This window comes from Arthrobacter sp. WCS2018Hpa-7, assembly GCF_031843805.1.
Taxonomy (GTDB): domain Bacteria; phylum Actinomycetota; class Actinomycetes; order Actinomycetales; family Micrococcaceae; genus Arthrobacter.
Map to the genome: position 1 here is coordinate 39,864 of NZ_JAVTJB010000003.1, position 23,436 is coordinate 63,299.

The window sequence follows — 23,436 nt, forward strand, 5'->3', positions numbered from 1 at the left end:
CGTTGTGGCGTTGAGTGGGTGCGGTGCTGTCTTAGCCGCGTTGTTGTACCAGCGCCCGTCCGTAGTCGTTGCCGTTGGGAGTCCGGACTACGCTGTGCATGTGGAACGGCGCAGGTTGGTCGTTACCGAGGAAAACGCCGCAGTGGTGATCCAACTCAAGAATGACCACGGGACTCTGGATGCGGAAGTAGAACGGATCCCCACCCTGCCAGCCGCCGATCCAGCAGAACCAGGTTTCCGCGTAGTGCTCCCGGATTTCCCGCAGGCGTGCAGCCTTGGGTCCCGCCGGCAGATAGGCGATGGAGTCGTCCACCACCCCTTCCAGCAAAGCCAACGCCGGGGCAGGCATGGAACTGACAGGGATGCCCTCGTAGGCAATGACCCTGTTGTCCTGGAAGCATCCAGCCAGATGCCGTTCGTCTCCCGGGTGCAGCCGTCCTGCAGGCATGGCAGGGTCTTGCAGGTGCTCGAAGATCACTGCCTCGGCACGGAGCGCCTCCGGCAGGGCCGCCATGAGTTCCCGGGCCAGGTGGATGCGTTCCTTGAAGACCTTCACGCCTTGGTGCGGGCCGTCGTCGATGACATTCGGTTCCGCACCCAAAAAGACCGGCGAGATGACCATTCGGGTCCCCATCACCAAGCAGTTCAATGCCAAGTGATGGCCGAACAGTTGCCAGCCCCACGGCTCGGATTCGGACGGCGTGCCATAGAGGGCAAAGTTGTAGCTGAACTCATTCATGAGGAGAGGCAGGTCCACCAAGTCACCCAGGAAGCCATTGATTCTCATCAGGTTCCGCGCCAATTCATAGCCCTGGGGGCTGAGGCTGGCCTTCACCAGGGACAGGGCAGCGTCACGGACGGCGGAGTCCTGTTCCTCCAGACGAAGGCCGGTGTCATGCTGCATGAATTCCGGGTTGGCCCAGCTCTGCCATTCGAGAGCGTCTACCGGGTAGCTGATACGCTCGCGCTGCGGCGCGCCCAGCAACGCGAACAGCTTGTCCGCAGCGGCCACCATGTCCGACGTCGGAGCCTCCTCGCCGGGACGGGCTTCACTCAGCGGAAACAAGCCTTCACGGATGGTGCCGTCACTGGTCACGCCCACAAATGGCGCCGGGTAGAGCTTCTTCCAGCCTTCGATCATGGGCCCTGCGAAAGAGTCTTCCTTGGCGGCCTCAGCGTAGGAGCGTGCATCCAGTCTCCGGAGTTTCTCCACCCGGGGATGGTCCGGCGCGTACAGGGAGTCACGAAAGGACGGCGTCGACATGTGCGGCCTCCTGGGTTGTGAGTGATGCGGGGTGGCTCCAGCCCGCGGCGACGAGCACGGCGTGTGCCGCAGCGTCAGCAGACGAACCGCGCCAGGCAACGTGTTGGTCAGGGCGGACAAGGACGGCGTCGGCAGCCCACAGCTCTGACATGGGCGTGCCGCTGCTGCCCGGCCGGATGGCCAGCACGGTCAGCGGCACGCCCTGGCCGGCAGCTGCAGCCAGAACAGGGGCATAGATGTCCTCAGTGGCGGCGCCGGCCAATGAACCAGAGTCCACCAGCAGCGTGAATCCGGGACCCAGAACGTCATAGATGGAGCTGCCACCCTCCAGCCATGCGTGGGGAAGCAGCGCACCCGGTGTGGCCGAGGCGACGTAGCGGATGGGGTCTTCGGCCGGTACGGGCGATCCATCCGGGACAACCAGCGGGGACCCTATGTAGGAGTAGCCGAGGACAAGGCCCAGTGAATCGAACTCGCTTTGCTTAACGCCAAGGGCTTCGTGGGCGCTTGCCCGCGCGGCGTCGCCGGCTGTTCCTTCAACTTCCAAAGCAGGATCAGCAAAGTGGTATGCGAGTGCCTTGCCGTTGGCCGCGGCGTCGTTGATGGTTCGTTGCGCCACTGGCCGCCGCTCCAGGCCGTAACTGTCCAACAGCTCCGGCCCGGCCCAGCCTTCCAAGGCGGCGGCAATCTTCCAGGCCAAATTCGCGGCATCGCCAATGCACGTATTGAATCCGTGGCCACCCCACGGAGGGTTCTGGTGTGCTGCGTCGCCCACCAGGAACACCCCATCCCGGCCGTAGTTGGGAGCCAGGAGCATCCGTGCCGTCCAAGGATCTGTGGCAATCACGTCGACATCGACGTCGGCCCCTGCCAGTGACCGGACCAATGCCACCGGATCCACGTCCTGGCCACCGGCTGAAACGTCCACCCCCTGGATGATGGCCCACCACGTCCTGTCCAAGTTCATCCGGCCCACCATGCCGGCCGTCCGGGGGCCAAGAACCCAGTACTGCACCGCCGGGTCAAGAGTGATGGTGTCCGCGAGGTCGGTGGAGCGGAACAGGATGCTGATGTTGGACAGCGCTGCCGATCCGCCCTCGAGGCGGATTCCCAAGCCACGGCGGACGGTGGACGAACCGCCGTCGGCTGCAGCCAGATAGGTGCACTCAACGGTTCCGAGGTTGCCGTCACTGTCGCTGACGGTGACGAGCTGTCCGCCGCCTGTGCCAGCCAGGAAGTCTTCAACCCTCAAACCGGTCAGCATTGTGGCATGCAGGGAGGCAGCTACTGCATCCCGAAGCACTGACTCCAGCACTGGTTGCGGCACTTGTTGACCACATTCCGGTTGAGGTTCGTAGCGGCCCGTTTCCAATTGGAAGGCGTGGGTAAAGCGCCGGATCTCCCGGCCAGTCAGCGAGGAACAGAAAATGACGTTCTGCGCGTACGCCACGGGAAGCGGAGCAGCGGCCCGCAGTGCCGCAGACAGCCCGATCCTGCGCAGATGCGTCATGGTCCGGGCATTGGTGGTCTTTGCCCGCGGACGGTCCTGGTCAATGGTGGTGCGTGGCTCAATGACCAGGCTCCGGATCCCGCGCTGGGCGAGGTCCAGGGCCAGGAACAGTCCGCTGGGCCCGCCACCGGAGATCAGGACGGGGACGTGGTCCGGCAGGTCCTCCAGTCGCGCGTTCGGGTCGGCGCCCATCAGGCCCTCGCCCGGAGGAACGGTTCGCCGACAGGGGTGACCAAGGTACCCAGTTTCTCGATGTCGACCTCAACGGTGTCACCTGGCTGCAGGAGCCATTGAGGTGACCTGGCGTATCCCACGCCTTCAGGCGTGCCGGAGGCAATGATGTCCCCCGGGTGCAGGGTGAAGGTTTCACTGATCAAGGAAATGATGGCCGGGACAGAAAAGATCATGTCCCGGGTGTTGCCGTTCTGCACTTCGGTTCCGTTGACGCGGGTGCGGACCTGGAGGCCATCCCGCAGATCGCCAACCTCATCCCTGCTGACCAAGGGGCCCAGCGGTCCTGTGAAGTCGCCGTTCTTGCCCAGCGTCCATTGGGACGTGAGTTTCTGGGCGCGGCGGGCGGTGAGGTCGTTGAACGTGGAGTAACCGAAGACGGCGTCTTCCGCGGTGGCCTCGTCAACGGACTCGACGCGTTTGCCGATGTAGGCAGCCACTTCGCCTTCCCAGTCGAGGCCGGCTTCGCCGCCCGGCACGGGCACCGGCACGTTACCGACGGACAGCGAGGCCGTCCATCGCCCGAACAGCGTGGGATACGGCGGCAACTCCACATCTTTGTAGCTGCCTTCGGCGGCATGGGCCCTGTAATTGAGTCCCACGCAGATCACGCGTGCCGATGCCGGAACCAGCGGCACCTCGATCACGTCCTGCCGCTCATGCCCGGAGCCAACATCAGCGATGATGGCCGGAGCTTTCTCCTGCCACCGGACTGCGTCGGCCCAGAAGTCCGTGATGGACGCCAGCGGGAAGACTTTGGTGCCGCTCAGGGCGGCAACCCAAGTACCGTCGTCGTGGTTGATACCTATGTACTGCATGGTGGGCCTTTCAGCTTCGCCCGGAGGCGGTTGTTGGTAGGAGGGCACGGCAAAAGAGCCCCAATGCTTCTTGCCGGAGAAATTACGGGAGGCCGGCCTGGTGCCGGAAGAACGAGACCGTGGCGGACAGCGCCTTTTCGGCCGCCGCCGTGCTGCCGTCCGGAAGGGACCACATGTGGTCAGCCCCCTCCAACAGGAGAAGTTCGACGTCGGTGCCCGCCTTCTGCAGTTCACCCGCCAGGGATTGCGACTGGGCCGCGGGAACAAAACGGTCCGCTGTGCCGTGGATCAGCAGGAAGGGTGGGGCGTCGGGTCCCACGTAGCTGATGGGGCTCGCTGCAGCAGCAAGGTCCGGGTGTTCGGCCAGGACGGCGCCCACCAGCAACTCCTCGCGGGAGCCGGGATCGCTGGCCTTCGCCACGGCGTTGGACAGCGCCTGCTCCCCCATATGGTTCAGGTCCGTGGGCGGATACCAGGCCGCAACTGCGGCGACACCGCTCCCACCGTTGTGAGTGGATCCGTCAACAAGCCCCACCAGGCTGGCAAGATGGCCACCCGCTGAGTCGCCCCAGGCATAAATGCGGACGGGATCCACGCCGTACTCGTCGGCATGGTTCCGGAGCCATCGCACCGCGGCCTGGGCATCATGTAACTGGGCCGGGAACGGGGCCTCGTCGCTCAAGCGATAGTCAGCGGAAGCCACCACGAATCCGGCCTCCGTCAGCCTTTCGAAGGGATTCAGACCGAAACCGTCACAGACCGGTCCCAGCGATGAACGCTCACCGACGCGCCAGCCTCCACCGTGGAAATGGACGACGGCGGGACGTCGCCTGGTCTTGGCTCTGTCCGGGGCGGCCGGACCGCCCGGCCCCAACGAACCGTCCGGCAGGTACAAATCCAACAACAGCGGGCGGGATCCGTCGTCGCCGGTGCGGGCGAATTCAAGGCCCTTCAACACGCGACCATCCGTCATCGTCGACTCCCTTTGTTGCTTCTGCCGGATCCTCGATGTCCCGGCTTGTTCCTCCAAGGGTGCCTGACCGGCGCCCGGACCTGAACTGGTGATTTCACTCATTGAAACCGCCGTGCTGTCATCAACGCACCCAACCCAGTACCAAGGCTCATACGTTCCGGAGTTCACGCCGGAAGAAGTCGACCGACCTTTCCAGGATCCCGTCCAGCTGGTCTTCGGCGAAGAAGAAGCAGTGGTCCGCCCCCTCAACCGTGACGAGATCATGGTGAACCCCTGCCCGCTCCAAGGCGCCGGCGAGCAGTTCGCTTTGAGAGTGCGGCACCAGTCCGTCGCTGTCGCCGTGGACCAGCAGGAACGGTGGAGCTTCGTCCGTGACGTACCCCAGGGGGCTGGCAGCATCCAAAAGGCCCGGATCTGCCGTGCCTCCCACCAACATGGTGCCGGGGTCGAGCGAAGCACCCTCAGGCACCGCCGCCACCAAGGGGCCGTTCAAGAATTCCTCCACCCCCTGCCTCCGTTGAACATGGGTGAGCGATGAGATGCCGTAGAAGTCCACCACGGCGGTGACCGAACTGGACTGCCCCTGGGCGCCCAGGCCACCCTCAAGGTCGTCGCGGGATCCGGTGAGCCCAAGGAGGGCCGCCAGGTGGCCGCCTGCCGATTCGCCCCAGGCACCGATCCTTTCAGCGTCGATGCCGAAGACGTCCGCGTACTGCCGCAGATAGCGGACAGCCGCTTTGATGTCGTGGAGCTGGGCCGGGAAAGGCGCTTCCAGGGCGTGCCGATAGTCCACCGTGGCACAGGCAATACCCGCTTCGTTGAGGAGGCGGAACACCGAGTCCGGGGTGAACGTGGGTGGCAGCTCCCGGCGGTCCCCCAGCTGAAACGCTCCACCATGGATCCAGACCACCAGCGGAACTGGGCCGTCGCCCGTCTTCCTGGGCAACCACACATCCATGGACAGGCGGCGGAAGCCCACAGCGATGGCGTAGTTGAGTTCACGGTGCACCAGCGAGTACTCGGACACCTCCTGGGGCGTGCCAGGAACCTGATAGGCGGGGAACGGCGGCGGCGCGGGCATGCGGCGTGGTTCGGCAGCAGCTGTGGTCTGAAGTGTCATGGGTGGCTCCTTATGTATGGGGATTAAGCATGGGGAAGTTTTTCAGGCGTAGTGGCAGGCGACATCCGAATCGCCCACACGGCGCAGAGCCGGACGTTCGGTAGCGCAGAGTTCAGTGGCCAGTGGGCAGCGCTGACGGAACGGGCAGCCACCCGGAGTCGCCGCGACGGCCGCGGCAGTACGGACGCCCAGCGATTCCCGGACAGCCCGCCGCTCCGCTTGTTCCGCGGGACGCGGTACGGGCGAGGCTGCCACCAGGGCCTGCGTAAACGGGTGCTTCGGGTTCTCCGTCACCTCTGATACCGGGCCGGACTCCATCACCTGTCCCCGGTACAGCACCACCACCCGTTGGGCGAGGAACTGGACCACGGAGATGTCATGGGCAATGAACAGGTAGCTCAGGCCGCGCTCGTCCCGGAGGTCCGCCAGCAGATTCAACACTTGTGCCTGGGTAGAGAGATCCAGGGCGCTGACGGCTTCGTCGCAGACCACCAGCCTTGGCTCACAGATCAGGGCCCGGGCCACGGAGATGCGCTGCCGCTGGCCGCCGGAGAACTGGCTCGGGTACCGGTCCACTGCTTCACGTGGGAGCCCCACGCGTTCCAGCATGTCTTCCGCCTTGGCCCGGGCGTCAGCCGCCTGGACACCCCGGACCCTCAAGGGTTCGGCCAGGGACGCTCCGATGGTCTTGCGGGGATTCAGTGACGAGTTGGGGTCCTGGAAGACAGCACGGAGCTCGCTGCCAATGGCGCGGCGCTGGGAAGGATTGGCAGCGGTGATGTCCTCCCCCTGGAATGCCACGCTGCCGCCGGTAGCCTTCTGCAGTCCCAGGATCGCCTTGCCGATGGTTGACTTACCGGACCCGGACTCGCCCACCAGCCCCACGGTTTCGCCAGGTTGGATAGTGAAGCTGACATGGTCGACGGCGGGAGGTGCGGAGGCTGCTTTCCTGCCGCGGCCGTATCGGACCACCAGGTCTTTTACCTCGAGCATGGGCTCCTGGCGGAGCGTGGTCCCGGTGGATTGCCGGAGTGGAGTTTCGATGCTCATGCCATGTCCTTTTCGATGATGTCCAAGCGGTGCCGGGCAGGAACTTCGGCCGGGACCGCGTGCTCCAAACGAACGTCCGTGGCCACCCACCCGAGGCCTTCCATGGCGAGTTCGTCGGCTTTGACGCACCGCACCCTGCCCTCGCCGGATCCTGAGGAAAGCAGGGGAACGGGCACCTGGCATGCTGACCCGGCGAACTGGCATCGGGCTGCGAACCGGCAACCGGTTGGCCAATCCTTGGGCTGCGGAACCTGGCCCTTGATGGTAGCGAGGCGTTCAGGCATGTCGTGGGCGGTATTGGCGTGTGGATCCGCCGCCAGGAGGGCCAGTGTGTAGGGGTGCCGCGGATTGTCCAGGATGGTGGCGGTTTGCCCGTTTTCCACCACCTCGCCGGCGTACATGACCGCTACCTGGTCACAGATGTCGGCAACAACGCCGAGGTCGTGGGTCACCATCACCACGGACATTCCTGTGTCCTTCACCAGGGACCGCAGCAGGGAGAGAATTTCCGCCTGGACGGTGACGTCGAGCGCCGTGGTGGGCTCATCAGCCACCAGCAGGCGCGGCTTCCCGGACAAGGCCAGGGCAATGGCAACACGTTGCGCCATGCCGCCGGAGATCTGGTGCGGATACGTTGTCAGAATGCGCTCACCGTCAACGATGCCCACCTTCTCCAGCAGGCCCAGGGCCTCGATCTTGGCCTCGGCCCGGCCGACAGACCGGAGCCTGCGGATCGCTGAGGTCAGCTGGTAGCCCACAGTGAACATGGGGTCCAGGGCGCGCATGGGTTCCTGTGAGATCAGGGCAATATCGCGTCCGCGGATGCCTTCCAGCTCCTTGTCCGTGGCGGCGGCCAGGTTTTTGCCGTTCCACAGGATCTGGCCGCCGGTGACTGCCACGCCGGACGGCAGCAGCCCCATCAGAGAAAGCGCGGTCATCGTTTTGCCGCAGCCCGATTCTCCAACAAGGCCCAGGACACTGCCGGGTTCGACGTCGAAGGAGACGTCCGTGACCAGCGGCGTTCCGCCGTCGACCCCTACAGAGAGTCCGCGGACGCTCAGCCGGCCCGTGGCGGGCGGGTTTTCCACCCCCGGCGCTGCTGCCGCCGCGGCGGCTGCCTGGGCAGAGCGTTTGCGGCGGATGGCCGCTGAGGGCAAATGCGAGGCAACGGCGTTGGGGGCCTTGCCCAAGGCATTACCGATGGCGTTGGCGGACAAGACGGTCAGTGCCAGCACCACGCCTGTGGGAACCATCAACCATGGGGCGTCGTAGACGTGCTGCGAGGCACTCTGGATCATTCCGCCCCAGCTGGGCTGCGGGAGCGGCGGGCCGAACCCGATGAACGCAAGCCCTGCCTGGATCAGGAGGCCCACGGCGAAAATCAGCGCGGATTGGACCACGATGGTGGTTGCCAGCCCGGGCAGTACGTGACGGACGCTGATGGCGAGCGGATTCAGTCCGTCGACTTTGGCGGCATCAACGTACAGCTGGTTTTGCAGCGATTTCGCTTGGCCGAGCATGACGCGGTAGATACCCGCAGAAATGAGCACACCAAGAATCGCCATGATCAACGGAATATTGGTACCCACCGCACCGATGACGGCAAGAATAATGACGGTGCCGGGCAGGGACATCATGATTTCGGTGACGCGGCTGATGATGCCCTCGCCGCGGTGGCTGTTTGCCGCTGCCAGGGCCAACAGGGTGCCGAGTCCGACGCCGACAATCACCGTGATGAACGAGGTCCCCAACGTTTCGGCTGCTGAGGCGAAGATGCGGCTCAGGATGTCCCGGCCCAATTCATCAGTACCCAACCAGTGGGCAGCCGTGGGACCGGACAGGACGGCGGTAAAGTCCTGGTCTTCGGTTTTGAAGGGCAGCCACCACGGTGCTGTCAGTGAGGCGACCACCATGGCGGCCAACCACAGCGTGCCGGCAACGCCGGCAGGGGAAGCGAGAAGGCGGTGCCCGGAGAGCCTGGTGCGTACGGTCTTACGCAGGGCGGCGGGAGGAGTTGCAGGAAGGGTGGGAATCATGAGGCACGCAACTTGGGGTCAAGGAATTTGGTGGCAAGTTCAAGCACGAGGTTGACGGCGACGACAACCACGGTGGCGATGACCACGACCCCTTGAACGGCGGGGGCGTCGTGGGTGCTGACGGAGGTCTGGACGGCTTGTCCAAGGCCCGGCATCGCGAACAATTGTTCAGCGATCACAGAGCCGCCGAAGAGGCCGATGAACTGCAGGGCAATGCCTGCCACGATCGGAAGGCTGGCGTAGCGCAGGGCGTGGACGTACAGGATCTTCCAGGTGGGAGTGGCTGTGGCCCGGAGTGTCCGGATATGTTCCTGCTGCAAGGCCTCCAGCATCGACGCCCGGGTTTGCCGCGCAATGAACGCTGCACCGCCCACCGCCAGGGTGATCACCGGGAGTGCCAGGGACATGGCCCAGTCCTGTGGTGACACCTCGAAGGGAACGTAGCCGGTGGCCGGGAAGATCGAGGACTGGACAGCGAAGAGATAGACGAAGATGACGCCGATCCAGAAAGCGGGCAGGGCCACCAGAAGTCCAACAAAACCGCCAATGAGCTGGTCCAGGAAGCCACCCCTTACGGCAGCAGTGACACCCAGGACGATGCCGAAGACGGCACTGAGGATGGTGGCCCCGGCGGCCAGTGAGGCAGTCACCGGAAGCCTGTTGGCAAGATCGGACGTGATGGACCGGCCATCAATCAAGGAGTTTCCCAGGTTGCCCTGGACGGCATCACCCAGCCAGCGGAAGAACTGGACCAGCAACGGATCATTCCAGCCGAGGGACTGGTTCAACTGGTTGATGGCATCCTGCGAGGCGCCGGCTCCCAACGACACTGCCCCGGGGCTGCCTGGCATGGCGTGGACCAGCAGGAATGCCAGCACCGCCACCACCAAGACGGTGGCAAGCGCCATCAACAGGCGCTTGGTGGCAAACATTGCCATGGTGACCTCCATTGGTCGGGCCGGACGCCAATCCGTTGAGGACGTGGCGTCCGGCCTGTTCGGTGGATCAGTTGGTGGGTGCGTAGGAGGAGAGCAGCGGGTACACGTTGGTACCGGCGAACTTCACCTGCTGGACCTTTTTGGTGTTGTAGCCCTGGTTGGTGAGGGATTCGTACAGCGGGATCATCCAACCGGACTCCACCAAGCGGGTGTTGACCTTGGTCAATGCGGCTTTCTTGGCGGCATCGTCCTTGGCTGCTGCGGCCTCGGCTGTGGCCGCGTTCAGCTGATCATCCGTGGCCTTCTGGACGTTGGTGAAGCCGCTCAGGATTGCTCCATACATGAGCCCAACCGGGTTGTCCCAACCCAGTGGGGCGTAACCCAGCGGGGTGGTGGCTACCGCGGCGAAGGCTTCGTCCGTGGATGCTGCCAGCTTGACGTTCATGGTGATCCCGACCGCGGCCAGGTCCTTCTGGACTGCCTGCAGATCGGTTTGCGTCTGGGCGCTGGCGATGATGGTGAAGTCGAAGCCATTGGCGTAGCCGGCCTCCGCCAGCAGGCTCTTTGCTTTGGCGGGATCGTAGGCGTAGGTGGTGTTCAGCTCTTCAGTGAAGCCTGCGGAATCCTTGGGCAGTGCGTTCCAGGCAGGGATGTCTCCCTTGTGGAGGGCGTCCACCAAAGCTTTGCGGTTGATGGCGTATTGGAATGCCTGGCGGACCTTTTCGCTTGCGAAGGCCGGTGCGGTCTTGCCTGTCTTGTCGAACGAGATCATGGTCTGGACAGTGCCTCCGATCTGGGAGACGCCAACGCCCTTGGACTTGGCGAAGTCCACCGTAGGCGAGGTCAGGGAGGCAACATCCGCCTGGCCGGATACCAGCGCATTGGCCCGGGCCTGGGGATCCATGATGACGCTGAAGGTGATCTTGTTGTAGGGATACTTGGACGCGTCCGTGTTCTTCTCGTTCTTGGTGAACACGTACTTGTTGCCCTTGACGGTGGTGGCACTGTCCAAGGTGTAAGGGCCGGAACCGTCCGGGGTGGTGGCCAGGCTGGCGGTGTCAGTGACAGCGTTCTTGCCCACAATCATGCCCAACGTGGAGGTGAGGTTCTTTTCGAAACCGGGCTGGGCCTTGGCAAAGGTGATGGCTACCTGGGTGGGGCTCACGACGTCAACGGAAGCAATTTCCTGCGCGCCACCCTTGGCAACGGCCGAGTAGGCGCTGAGGGCAGTGTCGCTGCGGCGGTCGAGGTTGGCCTTGACCAAAGCGGCGTCCAAGGTGGAACCGTCGGTGAAGGTCACTCCTTCCTTGAGCGTCAAGGTGAGGACGGTGTTGTCCGCGTTGTAGCTGAACTCCTTGGCCAGGCCAGGGCCCACGCTGCCATCAGGCTGCAGGGTCATCAGGTTCTCGTACAGGCCTTCGAAGAACTGCCGCTGGGCGTCCGATACCCGCAACGGGTCATAGCCGAACGATGCGCTGTCGCTGTCGGTTGCGATGGTCAGCGTGCTCTTGTCCACAGTGGACGTGGCGGCAGATCCGCCACCACAGGCCGTCAGGGATCCCAAGAGGAGCGCGCCTGCCAGGACGGCCGCGCTCCGACGTGCAGGTGAGGTGAGGAGATTCATGTGCTGCGCCTTCGCATTCGTGGTGGAATCGTGAGTCGAGATGTGGGACCGGCGGCCTGGAGGAGGTCGGCTGTGACCTCTCCGGGCCGATCCGTCGGCGCCCTCTCGTCAGATGGCTTCCGGTAACCGGCTTCTTCAAGGGTCATAGGCAGGGCGCATCCGGCCATATGTGAATTCCATTGGTTGAAACAGTATTGTGGTGGAGGTCACTCATTCCTTTGAAAGGATTCAGGTCATTGTTGGCAGATGATGGCGCCGGCGCCGCAAAACCGCAGCGGGGAAAACGCCCCAAACAGGGCGAACCCGTCATAGACCGCGCCCTGAGCCTGCTCGCCGTCTTCAGCGACCGCCGTCGTGCTCTGACCCTTTCCGACATGGCGAGGCTGGCGGACATGCCGGCCCCCACCGCCCTGCGCCTGATCGCGAGGCTGGTGGCGTGGGGCGCCTTGGAGCGACTTGAGGATGGCCGCTACGTAGTGGGAGTCCGGCTGTGGGAGGTGGCATCATTGTCGCCCCGCGGCCACGGCGTGCGCGAGATTGCGCTGCCCTACCTTGAGGACCTCTTCGCCGTCACGCGGCATCACGTGCTGCTGGCCGTGAGGGACAAGAACGAAGCCGTCCTGATTGAACGGCTCTCCTCCAAAGAGGCAACCGAGGTGGCCTACCGCGTGGGTGGACGCGCGCCGCTGAGGTCGACGGCGGTGGGCTTGGTCCTGCTGTCAGGGGCCGACGCCGCGTTCCAGGAAGCAGTCATCAACCAGCCGCCGGACGTTGAAGTGGGGGTGGATTCCATGCCGGAGGGCCAGTTGAGGCGAACGCTGTCCGACGTCCGGCGGACCGGCCTTGCCATGATCCGCCGCACGGCGCCCTCGCGGACAGTCTCGGTCGCTTCCCCCATTTTTGGGGCAGACGGACTGGTAGTGGCGGCACTGTCGATCGTGGTTCCCGACGGCGCGACCCCTCCGAACGTCATGGCGCCGGCCGTGCAGGCGACGGCCAGGGCCGTCTCGCGAAACCTCGGCTACAACGCCGGGCCGAGTGACAGTGTGCGGATGCGCTAGAGGCTTTCGGCCTTGGCCGCATGGTCGGGTGTCAGGAGCGCCAGCGCGAGTCTTCGCGCGTAGTCACGAATAGCTGCCACCAAGTCAAGTTCGCCCCCGGAAAGCACCCACTGCAACTGCAGCCCGTCACTCACGGCGATGATCTCGCGGGCGCAACCATTGACGTTGGTTTCTGCCCTGAGGAAGCCATGCTCGACGCCGGCAGCCAGGAGCTGGGCGGTCTCCCCCACCGCCCGCTCGTACCAGGTGGCATAGAGCTGGTGCGCCGGGGTTGACGAATCCGCCGCCTCTGCCGAAACCAGCACGAACAGCTCGATGAGCCCCGGCTCCCTGAGCAAAGCGCGGGTGGATTCCACCATGGTGGTGAAGACCTCCAGAGGGTCATCAGAGTTCTGTTCCCGCTGGGAGCTCCACCACTGTGCTGTCTGCTCGAGACGCCGCTCAGCAACGCCGAGCAGCAGGTGCTTTTTGGAACGGAAGTGGTGGAGCAGGCCACTTTCGCTGAGGCCTGCGTCGGCAGCGACCTGCGACAACGGCACCTTGTGGTAGCCGGATGTCGCGAAGAGCCGCGTGGCCGCATCCAGGATTTCGGCACGCTTGGCCCGCCCAACTTCATAACTCCCCGATTTCCGCCGTGTTCGCACGTTCTCAGCGTAGCTTTGGGCGCTGATAATTAAAAACAGTGCATACACTGTTTTTATGACCTACCATGGGCCAAACGTCCCCTTCAGGCCAAACTCCCGAGGAGTCCCCTTTTGATTGACCATGTGTTCAGTTCCTCCGTCAGCGAGGCCCTGCGTCAGGCGTCCTGGATCTCCCCCCGGGAAGGCACGCCCGCCGAGCCGGGCAATCGCCCGGCCTACTGGCTGCGCAGCAGCTTCGTTTGGCGTCCAGACCACGGACAGGTGACAGTCCATGCCACAGCCCACGGCATCTACGAGCTGTTCATCAACGGCAGCCGCGTGGGCGACCAGGAACTGACCCCCGGCTTCACCTCCTACCGCAAGCGTCTCCAGGTCCAGGAATGGGACATCACCGAATTCCTGGACGAAGGAGTCAACGCCATCTCTGCGCTGCTCTCCGACGGCTGGTTCCGCGGCCGCCATGGCTTCGAACGCAGGGCGGACGGCTTTGGCACGGAGACCGCGTTTCTCGCCTCTGTTGCCTGCGCCGGAGGGGTCCTGGCAGCAACCGACGGGACATGGCAATCAATCGAAAGCCACATCACCAAGGCGGATCTCATGGATGGGCAGTCAGTGGACCTACGTCGCTTCCACTTTCTGGAGGAAAGCACGACGACGGAGGGCTGGCTTCCGGTGATCGTCCGCAACGGCGGGCTCTACGACCACCGGGAACGGCTGATCCGGCCGGTTGCACCCCCTGTACGCCGCCTTGAGCACCTCAGTCCCACCAGTATTGCCACACCCGAGCCTGGACTGATGGTGGTGGACTTCGGGCAGAACATCAATGGCTGGGTCCGGCTGGGCAATTTGGGCCCTGCCGGCACGCGCATCACACTCCGGCACGGTGAAGTGCTGGACGGGACTGGCCAGGTATCCACCACGAACATCCAGGCCTTCGATTTCGCCAGCAAGACTGCACTTCCCGCCGGCCAAGTGGACCACGTGATCTCGGCCGGCCGTACCGGTGATGTCTTCGAACCACGGCACACCACCCACGGTTTCAGGTATGTCCAGATTGAAGGCAGCGCGGGCCCCTTCTCTTCCGCCGACATCACTGCTGTGGTGGTCCACACTGACCTCCACCGCACCGGAACCTTTGAATGCAGCGATCCCCGGTTGAACGCCCTTCACAACGCCATCCTGTGGAGCTTCCGGGGCAACGCGTGCGATGTTCCCACTGATTGCCCTCAGCGCGAACGATCAGGCTTCACCGGTGATTGGCAGGTCTTCGTGGACACCGCCGCCCTGCTGTTCGACGTCTCAGGTTTCAGCACCAAGTGGCTGCGTGATCTGACAGCTGACCAGTGGCAGGACGGCCGCGTACCCACCGTCATCCCGAATCCCGCCGGGGATGGTCCATCGGGCAACGTCTTCGAAGACCTCGCCACGGGATCAGCAGGCTGGGGTGACGCTGCCGTACTGGTTCCATGGTCCCTGTGGCGCGCCTACGGCGACAGGGAAGCGCTGGCGGAGGCATTTCCCTCCATGCGCGCCTGGGTTGATTACTCTGCCAGAGAGGCTGCGGCCGGCCGCCACCCTGATCGCGCGGCAGCCCGCCCAACTCCCCTGCCGCACGAACAGTACCTGTGGGACACCGGATTCCACTTTGGCGAGTGGCTTGAGCCGGACACTCCACCGAATCCCGATCCCTCCAGGGACCACGGGATCGTCGCCACCGCATTTCTGTTCCGGTCAGCAACCCTGCTGGCCAGGACCGCCTCAGTACTGGGAGACTTCGGCGCCGAATCCCACTACGCCACCCTGGCCGCACACGTCCTCACCGCGTGGCAAACCGAATACCTGGACGGCCACGGCAGACTCAGCGAAGAGTCCCAAGGCCACTATGTGCGGGCCCTGGCCTTTGGACTGGTTCCGCCCGAAACCCAGACCTTGACCGCGGCCAGGCTGGTGGAACTCATCCGCAGCAACGGAAACCGGCTGGGCACCGGGTTCCTCGCCACCGGCCTCCTCCTGCCCGCCCTCGCCGACCACGGCTACCTCGACGTAGCCTACGAACTGCTGCTGTCCAACGGCACCCCCTCCTGGCTTGGAATGCTCGACGTCGGCGCCACCACCATGTGGGAGTGGTGGGACGGGATCACCCGCGGCGGAGCCCGCGGATCCCTCAACCACTACAGCAAAGGGGCAGTGGGTTCATTCCTGTACACGCACGTCGCCGGCCTCCTCCTTCCTGACCACCCGGAGCCCACGGGGACGGCTTACCGTACGGTGACCATCGCCCCACAACCAGGCGGAGGCATCACATCGGCGCGTGCCGCCGTCGAGACCACGCTGGGCCGCATCAGCAGCGCATGGGAGATCGAGCGCGGGAAGTTCACTTTGCGGGTGGAAATTCCCCGCGGCGTTGCCGCTACAGTTCAACTACCGGATGGATCCAGACACCCGGCACCTGCCGGAAGGCACGATTTCATCATTCCAGCCCCTTAGCGCCGAGGCTGGAAGCAGAGCCGCAGCCCAGCGCCCGACGGCGAACGGCGCTAGAGTCATAGCAATGGACAGTGTACTGACAAATTCCCAGCGGCCCGTTCCCGAAGTGCCGGCAACGCCGTCCACCGAACCCGAGGACGGCTTCGTCCGGGTCCGGGGAGCACGCGAAAACAACCTCCGCGCCGTTGACGTGGACGTCCCCAGGGATGCGATCGTCGCCTTCACCGGCGTCTCCGGCTCCGGAAAATCCTCCCTGGCTTTCGGCACCATCTTTGCCGAAGCGCAGCGCCGCTACTTCGAATCCGTGGCCCCCTACGCCCGCCGCCTGATCCAACAGGGCCACAACCCCAAGGTGGAGACCATCACAGGGCTGCCCCCCGCCGTCGCGCTCCAACAACGTCGCGGCACCGCGACCGCACGTTCCAGCGTGGGTACAGTGACAACCCTCTCCAACTCGCTGCGCATGCTGTTCTCCCGGGCCGGACGTTATCCGCAAGGCGCCAAGCAACTGGACTCAGACGCGTTCTCCCCCAACACCGCTGCTGGAGCATGCCCTGAGTGCCACGGCCTTGGCGTTGCCCACACGGTCAGCGAATCATCGCTGGTTCCCGACCCCTCCCTCAGCATTCGCGACGGCGCCATAGCCGCCTGGCCGGGCGCTTGGCAAGGCAAGAACCTCCGGGACATCCTTACCCACCTGGGCTACGACGTGGACACACCGTGGAAGAAGCTGCCGAAGAAAGACCGAAACTGGATTCTCTTCACCGAGGAACAGCCAGTGGTGGAAGTGACACCCCAACGCGACCGCGTTGCCAAGCCCTACAAAGGCCGGTTCTGGAGCGCTAAGAGCTACGTCCTCCACACGCTCGCGGACTCCAAGAGCAATACCATGCGGGACCGGGTACTGCGCTTCATGGAGACCGGCCGATGCCCGCGGTGCGACGGCAGCGGACTCAGGCCCGACGCGCTCGCAGTCACCTTCGCCGGAAAGACGATCGCAGAGCTCAACGCCCTGCCAATGACCCAACTGGCAGAGATCATCAGGCCCACCGCCGGGCTCACCGCCGCGGGTACGGCGTCCCGCACCCAGACATCCGGAGAAAGCAACGAGGTGGCAGTCGCCATTACCCGGGACCTCCTCGCCAGGTTTACCGTGCTCCTGGAACTTGGCCTGGGCTACCTGGCCCTGGGGCGCGCAACACCCACGCTCTCTCCCGGCGAGATGCAAAGGCTCAGGATCGCCACGCAGCTGCGCTCCGGCCTGTTCGGCGTCATCTACGTACTGGATGAACCGTCCGCCGGGCTTCATCCTGCAGATGCCGAACCCCTGCTTGAGGTCCTCAACCAGCTCAAGGCGTCCGGGAACTCAGTATTCGTTGTGGAGCACAACATGGACTTCGTCCGGGCCGCGGACTGGTTGGTGGACGTCGGACCGCATGCCGGTGAAGGTGGTGGGCAGGTCCTCTACAGCGGCCCCGTGGGCGGTCTGGAAGATGTGCAGGATTCCGTGACCAGGCCCTTCCTTTTCCCCGAAGGCAGCAGGGCGGGTACAGGTGCTGACCGCTCATGGGATGAGTCGCTGGAGCTTCGAGGAATCACCCGGCACAACCTCCGCGGGCTAACGGTCGATTTTCCCTTGGGCGTGCTCACGGCTGTGACAGGCGTTTCCGGCTCGGGCAAGTCCACGTTGGTCAGCCAGGTGCTGGCCGATGTTGTCAGCGCTGAACTGCATCCGGAGTCCACGGTCAGCGGGGCGCCCGCCGTAGCATCAGGGACGGCGGCCGTGTCCGGACTGCACCGACTCGATCGCCTCGTGAAAGTGGACCAGAGGCCCATCGGCCGCACTCCGCGCTCCAACCTGGCCACCTATACGGGCCTTTTCGATGGTGTGCGGAAGGAATTCGCGGCCACTGATGGAGCCCGGGCCCGGGGTTTCGGCGCAGGAAGGTTCTCGTTCAACGTCGCCGGAGGCCGCTGCGAAACGTGCCAGGGCGAAGGGTTCGTGGCGGTGGAGTTGCTGTTCCTGCCAGGAAGCTACGGCCCCTGCCCCGAGTGCAACGGTTCCCGCTTTAACCCCGAGACCCTGGAAGTTACCTACCGCGGCCGGACGATCGCCGAGGTCCTGGGCATGACCGTTTCAACAGCGTCCGAGTTCCTCTCAGATCTCCCGTCCGTCTCGCGAAGCCTGCAAACACTGAAGGAAGTCGGACTGGGTTACCTCCGGTTGGGGCAGCCTGCCACGGAGCTGTCCGGCGGGGAAGCCCAACGCATCAAACTCGCCACCGAACTTCAGCGCGTCCAGCGCGGGCACACCCTGTACCTGCTGGACGAACCCACCACTGGATTGCACCCCGCTGACGTCCGGTTGCTGATGAAACAGCTCCACAGGCTCGTCGACGCCGGCAACACCGTGATCGTGGTGGAACACGAGATGGACGTGGTGGCGGACGCAGATTGGGTGATCGATTTGGGACCCGGCGGCGGCGACGCCGGTGGCAAGGTGATCGCCACCGGCCCGCCCGCCGTCGTCGCGAGCTCAACGGACAGCCGGACGGCCCCGTATCTCGCTGCCGCGCTCCGGCCGTGAGTCAGCGCCTCGGGATGTTTCGCAGGTTGCTGCGGGCCATGCTCACGGCCTCGCCCGCGCCCCTGTTCAGGACCACTTTGGACATGGCAGTAGCGAATCCAATGACCTGGGATCCGGAGATCTTAGGCGGAATGGACAGTGCGTTCGGATCGGTGATGAGCTCCACCAGTGACGGTCCAGGATGTGCAAACGCCTCCCGGTAGGCAGCCTCGATGTCCGCTGGATCCGTGACGCGCACTGCGTGGAAGCCCAACGCCTTGGCAACTTCGGCGTAGTTTGCGTCCGGGACGTCCACACCAAAGTCAGGGAGTCCATCCACCAGCATCTCCAGCTTGACCATGCCCAGGGTGGAGTTGTTGAACAGCACTACGTTCACGGGCAACTTGTGCGCGGCAACGGTGATGAGCTCACCCAGCAACATGGACAGGCCGCCATCACCGGAGACCGAAACCACCTGTCGGCCGGGATATGCCACTTGCGCACCAATCGCGTGCGGCAGGGCGTTGGCCATGGAGCCGTGAAGGAAGGAACCGATGAGTCGCCGCGTGCCCAACGGGTTGATGTAGCGCGCGGTCCAGACGTTGCACATGCCGGTGTCAGCCGTGAAGATGGCGTCCTCTGCTGCAACCTGATCCAGCAAGGAGGCAGCATATTCGGGGTGGATCGGCTGCTTTTTCTCCACTTTGCGGGTGTAGGCCCCCACGGCTTTATTCATCAGGCGGTCGTGCTTTTTGAGCATTTGATCCAGGAATTTGCGGTTCTTCTTCGCTTGGATCAGAGGCAGCAGCGCTTTAAGCGTTGGGAGGACGTCGCCATGGACCGCAATATCGACGTCGGTCCGCCGGCCCAGCCGCTGCGCGGCCCGGTCCACTTGGGCAGTCCGGGTATCCGGCAGGAATTGATCATAAGGAAAGTCGGTGCCCAACAGGATCAGCAGGTCTGCGTCCTCAATACCCTCCGCTGCAGCACCGTAGCCGAGCAACCCGGTCATGCCAATGTCGAACGGATTGTCGTATTGGACAAAGTCCTTGCCCCGGAGGGAGTGGCCAATGGGAGCCTTGATGAGCTCTGCCAGCGCCATGAGTTCGCCGTGGGCCCCCGCGACGCCGGCTCCGGCGAAAACAGCCACCTTATCGGCGTCGTTAATGGCCCTGGCCAGGTCCTGGACGCTCTCAGGATCGGGCACCACCGTTGCGGGACGGAAGGTGGCAGGCGCCGGCGTGGGGGCTGTGGCTTCAAGGCCGGCGATGTCGCCCGGGAGGGTGACCACCGAGACTCCCCCCAGGGCAATCGCGTTCTGGATGGCGCTGTGCATGACCCGTGGTGCCTGCTCCGCTGTACTGATCAGTTCCGAATACACCGAGCATTCCGTGAACAGCCGGTCCGGATGGGTTTCCTGGAAGAAGCCGCTGCCGATCTGCTTGCTGGGGATGTGCGAGGCGATGGCCAGCACCGGGGCGCCAGTACGGTTGGCATCGTACAGGCCATTGATCAAGTGCAGGTTGCCGGGGCCGCATGATCCCGCGCAGACCGCGAGCTTGCCGGTTAATTGCGCCTCCGCAGCGGCGGCGAACGCTGCAGCCTCCTCATGGCGTACATGAATCCAATCGATGCCTCCCTTCGCCGAACCTCCGGTCTGGCGGACAGCGTCCACGATCGGGTTGAGGCTGTCACCAACGATTCCATAAATCCGCTGCACGCCGGCAGCCTGGAGTTGTTCAACGAGCTGGGTGGCGAGTTCCTTGGCCATAGTGTGCAGACTCCCTCAGTGGATGGTGGTGGGCTGACATGGCCAAATATAGTCGGATTGCCTTTGCATCGGCTGGATGGCTGCTAGGCCGCCAAACGGGTCTCAAAAAGCCTTTCCGCCATGGTCAACAAGTGTTCCGGGACGCAGGTGTCCTCACCGTTGGTTGCATGGCCGAGAAAGACTGCGTCGCCACTGACGGTGTCCTCAATCCGGAGGCCCGCTTCGCGGATCAACACCTCTGCGCGCGGGTTAAGGGGCAGGGGAATGAACTTGGCCTCATCATTCAGGAAAACATGCCAACCTCTGCCATTGATTGTCTCCACATTTCCTTTTACCAGTTTTTGCCGGAAATGAAGATCATGCCCAATCCACTCCAAATGAATTGGCAGGAAGATCCGCGCAGGCACAATAAGTGCCGAGACTTTCTGTTTCATTGATGCGCTTCCATAACCTCAACGATTAATCCATCACGACTGGTAGGCCCTCCGTGGACTCGCCTTGTCCTGGCTACCGCTGGTTCTTTCGCGGTTTCGAGAAGACATTTTCGCTAACCTCAGCTTTTGCCCTCTTTTCTGCCCGCTTTTCCAAGATGGTCTTTCCAGACTTTTTCGACTTTGTTCCGTTTGGTGATTTTCCTGACAATCCGATCACTCCATTCGTAGATCCTTTATCATCACCATACCTACTTTTAAATTAAATGCCAGTTCTGTAAATTTGCTGGCCGCGGCAACGGCATTGAACCACTTTTTCTTCGATTCCTCTGGCTGGGACCGTCGTTCGTTGCTAGCGTGACCGCATGAGCCCCTCCAAGACCCCCGCGGAGATCCTCGACATCGACGGTGCCGAGGTTCGTGTCTCGAATCCGGACAAGGTGGTTTTCCCCGAGCCCGGGCTGACCAAACTCGACCTGGTCCGCTACTACCTTGCGGTGGCCGAAGGTGCGCTGAGGGGAGCCGGGGGCCGGCCCATGGTCCTCAAGCGCTTTCCCAAAGGCATTGATGCCGAGCCGTTCTTCCAAAAGCGCGTGCCGGAAAACCATCCGCCGTTCATCGACACGGCTACGCTGCATTACTCCTCCGGAACTTCCGCTGAAGAGACGGTCATCCGGGACGCTGCGGGCTTGGCCTGGGTAGTGAATCTTGGTTGCCTTGACCTCAATCCGCACCCCGTCCGCGCCGAGGACCTGGAGCACCCTGACGAGCTTCGCGTGGACCTCGACCCCATGCCGGGAGTGGATTGGTCCCAGATCGTGGACACAGCGTACGTCGCGCAGGACGTTCTCACCGACATCGGGCTGGTGGGGTGGCCGAAGACGAGCGGTTCGCGGGGGCTTCACATCCTGGTGCGGATCGCCCCCAACTGGTCTTACCGCGAGGTGCGGCTCGCCGCCGAAACCCTGGCCCGGGAGGTGGAAAACCGTGCTCCGGGGCTGGCCACCGCCAGATGGTGGAAAGAGGAACGGGGTGAGAGCGTGTTCGTCGACTTCAACCAGAACGCCAAGGACCGCACCGTCGCTTCGGCCTACTCGGTCCGTTCACTCCCCGATGCCCGCGTCTCGACACCGCTGAACTGGGCTGACGTATGCTCAGCCCGGCCGGACCAGTTCACGGTCCTCACCGTCCCCGACCGTTATGCCGATGTGGGTGACCCCCATGCCGGCATCGACCACGCCGTGGGGTCACTTGACGGGCTGCTGGCGTTGGCTGCCGAGCTGGGTCCGGCAGAAAAGGCTCCACGGAGCGGGGACGGATCAGGCCGCCGGATGTCCACGATGCCACTCATCGAGGTGGCCCGCACCAAAACAAAGCCAGAGGCCTTCGCCGCGCTGGAGGAATGGAAGGAACAGCATCCGGGCCTCGTCTCCGCTTTGCACCCGGCAGATGTCCTCATTGACGGGATGAGGGGATCCAGCTCGCTCTGGTACAGGGTTCGCGTCAATCTGCAGCACGTTCCCGAGATCGAACGCCCGCCGCAGGAGGACCTGCTTGCCGACTACGACCCGTGGGCGGGCAAGACATGGCCCGGACGGCCCGGGGCCTGACATGCAAGGCCTGTCCGCGTCACTGGTCCTCATCGCAGCGTTGGCAGTTGTAGCCCCCATAGCCGTTCGGCTCCTGGATCCCGTGGTCAAGGTGCCGATCGTTGTTTTCGAAATTGTCCTGGGGATCCTCCTGGGCCCCAGCCTGCTGGGATGGATTCAATCCACGCCCTTTACTGACACCCTGGCGGATTTCGGGCTCGCCATGTTGTTTTTCGTGGCAGGGAACGAAATCGACTTCAGGGCAATCCGCGGGCGTCCCATCAAACGCGCTTCGGCAGGGTGGGTGATCTCCTTGGCCGCCGGAATTGGTGCCGGCTTTGTCTTGGCTCCCGCTCCGGAGTCCGCCGTGATCATCGGAATCGCCTTGTGCTCCACAGCTTTGGGAACCCTCCTGCCCATCATCCGCGATGCCGGCGAATCCAAATCTCCCATCGGCACTGCCGTAGCAGCCCTGGGTGCGGTGGGCGAGTTCGGTCCCCTGATTGCGATTTCGCTGTTCTTCACCGGGAAGCAAGTGGGAACGGCCTCAGTGGTGTTGTTGGGATTTGTCCTCCTGACCGGCGTGGCCATCTTCTTCGCTTCAAAGGCCCGGCACACTCTCTTCCACGCCCAGGTCACCAGGACCCTCCACACCAGCAGCCAATTCGCCATGCGGTCCATCATGCTGGTCCTCAGCTCCCTGGTTGTCCTGAGCATGGTGCTGGGGCTGGACATGTTGCTGGGTGCCTTCGCGGCCGGCGTCCTCTGGCAGGTAACCATCGCGCGTGCTCCCGAAGCTGACCGACGAGTCATTGAAACAAAAATCGATGCCGTCGCCTTCGGATTCCTGGTGCCCATCTTCTTCATCGATACCGGCATTGATTTTGACCTCGGGGCGTTGACGTCCAGCCCGGCTACGCTCGCCCTGGTCCCGCTGTTCCTGGTCCTCCTGCTGGTCATCCGCGGCCTGCCGTCCTTGCTGGCAGCGCCCCGGGGTTCGACGCGTGCCCATCAGCGGGCACTCCTGCTCTTCGGGGCAACGGGACTGCCCATCATCGTGGCCGTGACCACCATCGGACGGGAGCACGGATTCATCACCAGCGGATTCTCTTCCGCACTTGTAGGTGCCGGAATGCTCTCCGTCCTGCTGTTCCCCCTGTTGGCCCTGCGAGAGCTCCAACGCAGGGACACAACTGCCCCTGCGGCGGAACTGCCGTCCGACAGCAGTGCGCAACCAACCCACCAGACACCAACCCAACAGACGCACGACGGCGACCTCCCGCCGTCGGGCGCTTCCGGCACCTAGGGTGCCGCGAACGTCGG

The 23,436-nt window shown here is 63.9% G+C and carries 17 protein-coding genes; 5 read left to right on the plus strand and 12 right to left on the minus strand.

Going from position 1 to position 23,436, the window contains the following annotated elements; all coding sequences use genetic code 11:
• Nucleotides 1–31: 31 nt before the first annotated feature.
• The 9 genes from RQH14_RS04465 to RQH14_RS04505 form a co-directional block, all read right to left on the minus strand.
• Nucleotides 32–1,264, minus strand: coding sequence for a DUF3500 domain-containing protein (locus RQH14_RS04465; RefSeq protein ID WP_311212137.1), 1,233 nt, complete (start codon nucleotides 1,262–1,264; stop codon nucleotides 32–34).
• Entirely contained in the window at nucleotides 1,242–2,966 is a 1,725-nt protein-coding gene (locus RQH14_RS04470; protein ID WP_311212138.1) for an FAD-dependent monooxygenase, read from the minus strand. The genes RQH14_RS04465 and RQH14_RS04470 overlap by 23 nt, the downstream gene beginning before the upstream one ends.
• A complete protein-coding gene (locus tag RQH14_RS04475; RefSeq protein ID WP_311212139.1) occupies nucleotides 2,966–3,823 on the minus strand; it encodes a fumarylacetoacetate hydrolase family protein in 858 nt (285 codons plus the stop codon). The genes RQH14_RS04470 and RQH14_RS04475 overlap by 1 nt, the downstream gene beginning before the upstream one ends.
• 82 nt (nucleotides 3,824–3,905) lie before the next feature.
• Nucleotides 3,906–4,898 (minus strand): alpha/beta hydrolase, encoded by a 993-nt coding sequence (locus RQH14_RS04480; RefSeq protein ID WP_311212140.1) that lies wholly within the window; start codon nucleotides 4,896–4,898, stop codon nucleotides 3,906–3,908.
• Nucleotides 4,899–4,944: 46 nt separating this feature from the next.
• Nucleotides 4,945–5,916 carry an alpha/beta hydrolase gene (locus RQH14_RS04485; RefSeq protein WP_311212141.1) on the minus strand — a complete coding sequence of 324 codons (972 nt, stop codon included), beginning with the start codon at nucleotides 5,914–5,916 and terminating at the stop codon, nucleotides 4,945–4,947.
• A gap of 42 nt (nucleotides 5,917–5,958) precedes the next feature.
• Nucleotides 5,959–6,966, minus strand: coding sequence for an ABC transporter ATP-binding protein (locus RQH14_RS04490; RefSeq protein WP_311212142.1), 1,008 nt, complete (start codon nucleotides 6,964–6,966; stop codon nucleotides 5,959–5,961).
• Nucleotides 6,963–9,002 carry a dipeptide/oligopeptide/nickel ABC transporter permease/ATP-binding protein gene (locus tag RQH14_RS04495; protein WP_311212143.1) on the minus strand — a complete coding sequence of 680 codons (2,040 nt, stop codon included), beginning with the start codon at nucleotides 9,000–9,002 and terminating at the stop codon, nucleotides 6,963–6,965. The genes RQH14_RS04490 and RQH14_RS04495 overlap by 4 nt, the downstream gene beginning before the upstream one ends.
• The gene (locus RQH14_RS04500; RefSeq protein ID WP_311212144.1) at nucleotides 8,999–9,952 is read right to left on the minus strand and encodes an ABC transporter permease; all 954 of its coding nucleotides are present in this window, start codon (nucleotides 9,950–9,952) and stop codon (nucleotides 8,999–9,001) included. The genes RQH14_RS04495 and RQH14_RS04500 overlap by 4 nt, the downstream gene beginning before the upstream one ends.
• A gap of 55 nt (nucleotides 9,953–10,007) precedes the next feature.
• A complete protein-coding gene (locus RQH14_RS04505) occupies nucleotides 10,008–11,564 on the minus strand; it encodes an ABC transporter substrate-binding protein (protein ID WP_311212145.1) in 1,557 nt (518 codons plus the stop codon).
• 236 nt (nucleotides 11,565–11,800) lie between these two features.
• On the opposite strand from RQH14_RS04505, the gene RQH14_RS04510 reads away from it, so the two are divergent.
• Nucleotides 11,801–12,625, plus strand: coding sequence for an IclR family transcriptional regulator (locus RQH14_RS04510; protein ID WP_396136269.1), 825 nt, complete (start codon nucleotides 11,801–11,803; stop codon nucleotides 12,623–12,625).
• Here RQH14_RS04510 and RQH14_RS04515 read toward each other — a convergent pair.
• Nucleotides 12,622–13,269 (minus strand): TetR/AcrR family transcriptional regulator, encoded by a 648-nt coding sequence (locus tag RQH14_RS04515; RefSeq protein ID WP_311212146.1) that lies wholly within the window; start codon nucleotides 13,267–13,269, stop codon nucleotides 12,622–12,624. The two genes, RQH14_RS04510 and RQH14_RS04515, sit on opposite strands and share 4 nt — an antisense overlap.
• Before the next feature lie 111 nt (nucleotides 13,270–13,380).
• Here RQH14_RS04515 and RQH14_RS04520 point away from each other — a divergent pair, with 111 nt between their 5' ends.
• On the plus strand, nucleotides 13,381–15,756 hold the full coding sequence (locus tag RQH14_RS04520) for a family 78 glycoside hydrolase catalytic domain (RefSeq protein ID WP_311212147.1): 2,376 nt from the start codon (nucleotides 13,381–13,383) through the stop codon (nucleotides 15,754–15,756).
• A 64-nt stretch (nucleotides 15,757–15,820) separates the two neighbouring features.
• Nucleotides 15,821–18,343 (plus strand): excinuclease ABC subunit UvrA, encoded by a 2,523-nt coding sequence (gene uvrA / locus RQH14_RS04525; protein WP_311212148.1) that lies wholly within the window; start codon nucleotides 15,821–15,823, stop codon nucleotides 18,341–18,343.
• Nucleotide 18,344: 1 nt separating this feature from the next.
• Here uvrA and RQH14_RS04530 read toward each other — a convergent pair whose 3' ends face one another.
• Nucleotides 18,345–20,093, minus strand: coding sequence for a pyruvate dehydrogenase (locus tag RQH14_RS04530; RefSeq protein WP_311212149.1), 1,749 nt, complete (start codon nucleotides 20,091–20,093; stop codon nucleotides 18,345–18,347).
• Between the two features lie 83 nt (nucleotides 20,094–20,176).
• The gene (locus tag RQH14_RS04535) at nucleotides 20,177–20,527 is read right to left on the minus strand and encodes a DUF3846 domain-containing protein (RefSeq protein WP_311212150.1); all 351 of its coding nucleotides are present in this window, start codon (nucleotides 20,525–20,527) and stop codon (nucleotides 20,177–20,179) included.
• Nucleotides 20,528–20,889: 362 nt separating this feature from the next.
• Between RQH14_RS04535 and ligD the strand changes: the two genes are divergently transcribed.
• On the plus strand, nucleotides 20,890–22,134 hold the full coding sequence (ligD, locus tag RQH14_RS04540) for a non-homologous end-joining DNA ligase (RefSeq protein WP_311212151.1): 1,245 nt from the start codon (nucleotides 20,890–20,892) through the stop codon (nucleotides 22,132–22,134).
• A gap of 1 nt (nucleotide 22,135) precedes the next feature.
• Entirely contained in the window at nucleotides 22,136–23,419 is a 1,284-nt protein-coding gene (locus RQH14_RS04545) for a cation:proton antiporter (RefSeq protein WP_311212152.1), read from the plus strand.
• Nucleotides 23,420–23,436 lie beyond the last annotated feature (17 nt).

Coding starts and splice junctions, on each gene's coding strand:
- RQH14_RS04470 (WP_311212138.1), bottom strand. CDS start 2,966: ATGGGCGCCGACCCGAACGCGCGACTGGAGGACCTGCCGGACCACGTC.
- RQH14_RS04535 (WP_311212150.1), bottom strand. CDS start 20,527: ATGAAACAGAAAGTCTCGGCACTTATTGTGCCTGCGCGGATCTTCCTG.
- RQH14_RS04475 (WP_311212139.1), bottom strand. CDS start 3,823: ATGCAGTACATAGGTATCAACCACGACGACGGTACTTGGGTTGCCGCC.
- RQH14_RS04490 (WP_311212142.1), bottom strand. CDS start 6,966: ATGAGCATCGAAACTCCACTCCGGCAATCCACCGGGACCACGCTCCGC.
- uvrA (WP_311212148.1), top strand. CDS start 15,821: ATGGACAGTGTACTGACAAATTCCCAGCGGCCCGTTCCCGAAGTGCCG.
- RQH14_RS04465 (WP_311212137.1), bottom strand. CDS start 1,264: ATGTCGACGCCGTCCTTTCGTGACTCCCTGTACGCGCCGGACCATCCC.
- RQH14_RS04485 (WP_311212141.1), bottom strand. CDS start 5,916: ATGACACTTCAGACCACAGCTGCTGCCGAACCACGCCGCATGCCCGCG.
- RQH14_RS04495 (WP_311212143.1), bottom strand. CDS start 9,002: ATGATTCCCACCCTTCCTGCAACTCCTCCCGCCGCCCTGCGTAAGACC.
- RQH14_RS04545 (WP_311212152.1), top strand. CDS start 22,136: ATGCAAGGCCTGTCCGCGTCACTGGTCCTCATCGCAGCGTTGGCAGTT.
- RQH14_RS04480 (WP_311212140.1), bottom strand. CDS start 4,898: ATGAGTGAAATCACCAGTTCAGGTCCGGGCGCCGGTCAGGCACCCTTG.
- RQH14_RS04500 (WP_311212144.1), bottom strand. CDS start 9,952: ATGGAGGTCACCATGGCAATGTTTGCCACCAAGCGCCTGTTGATGGCG.
- RQH14_RS04530 (WP_311212149.1), bottom strand. CDS start 20,093: ATGGCCAAGGAACTCGCCACCCAGCTCGTTGAACAACTCCAGGCTGCC.
- ligD (WP_311212151.1), top strand. CDS start 20,890: ATGAGCCCCTCCAAGACCCCCGCGGAGATCCTCGACATCGACGGTGCC.
- RQH14_RS04505 (WP_311212145.1), bottom strand. CDS start 11,564: ATGAATCTCCTCACCTCACCTGCACGTCGGAGCGCGGCCGTCCTGGCA.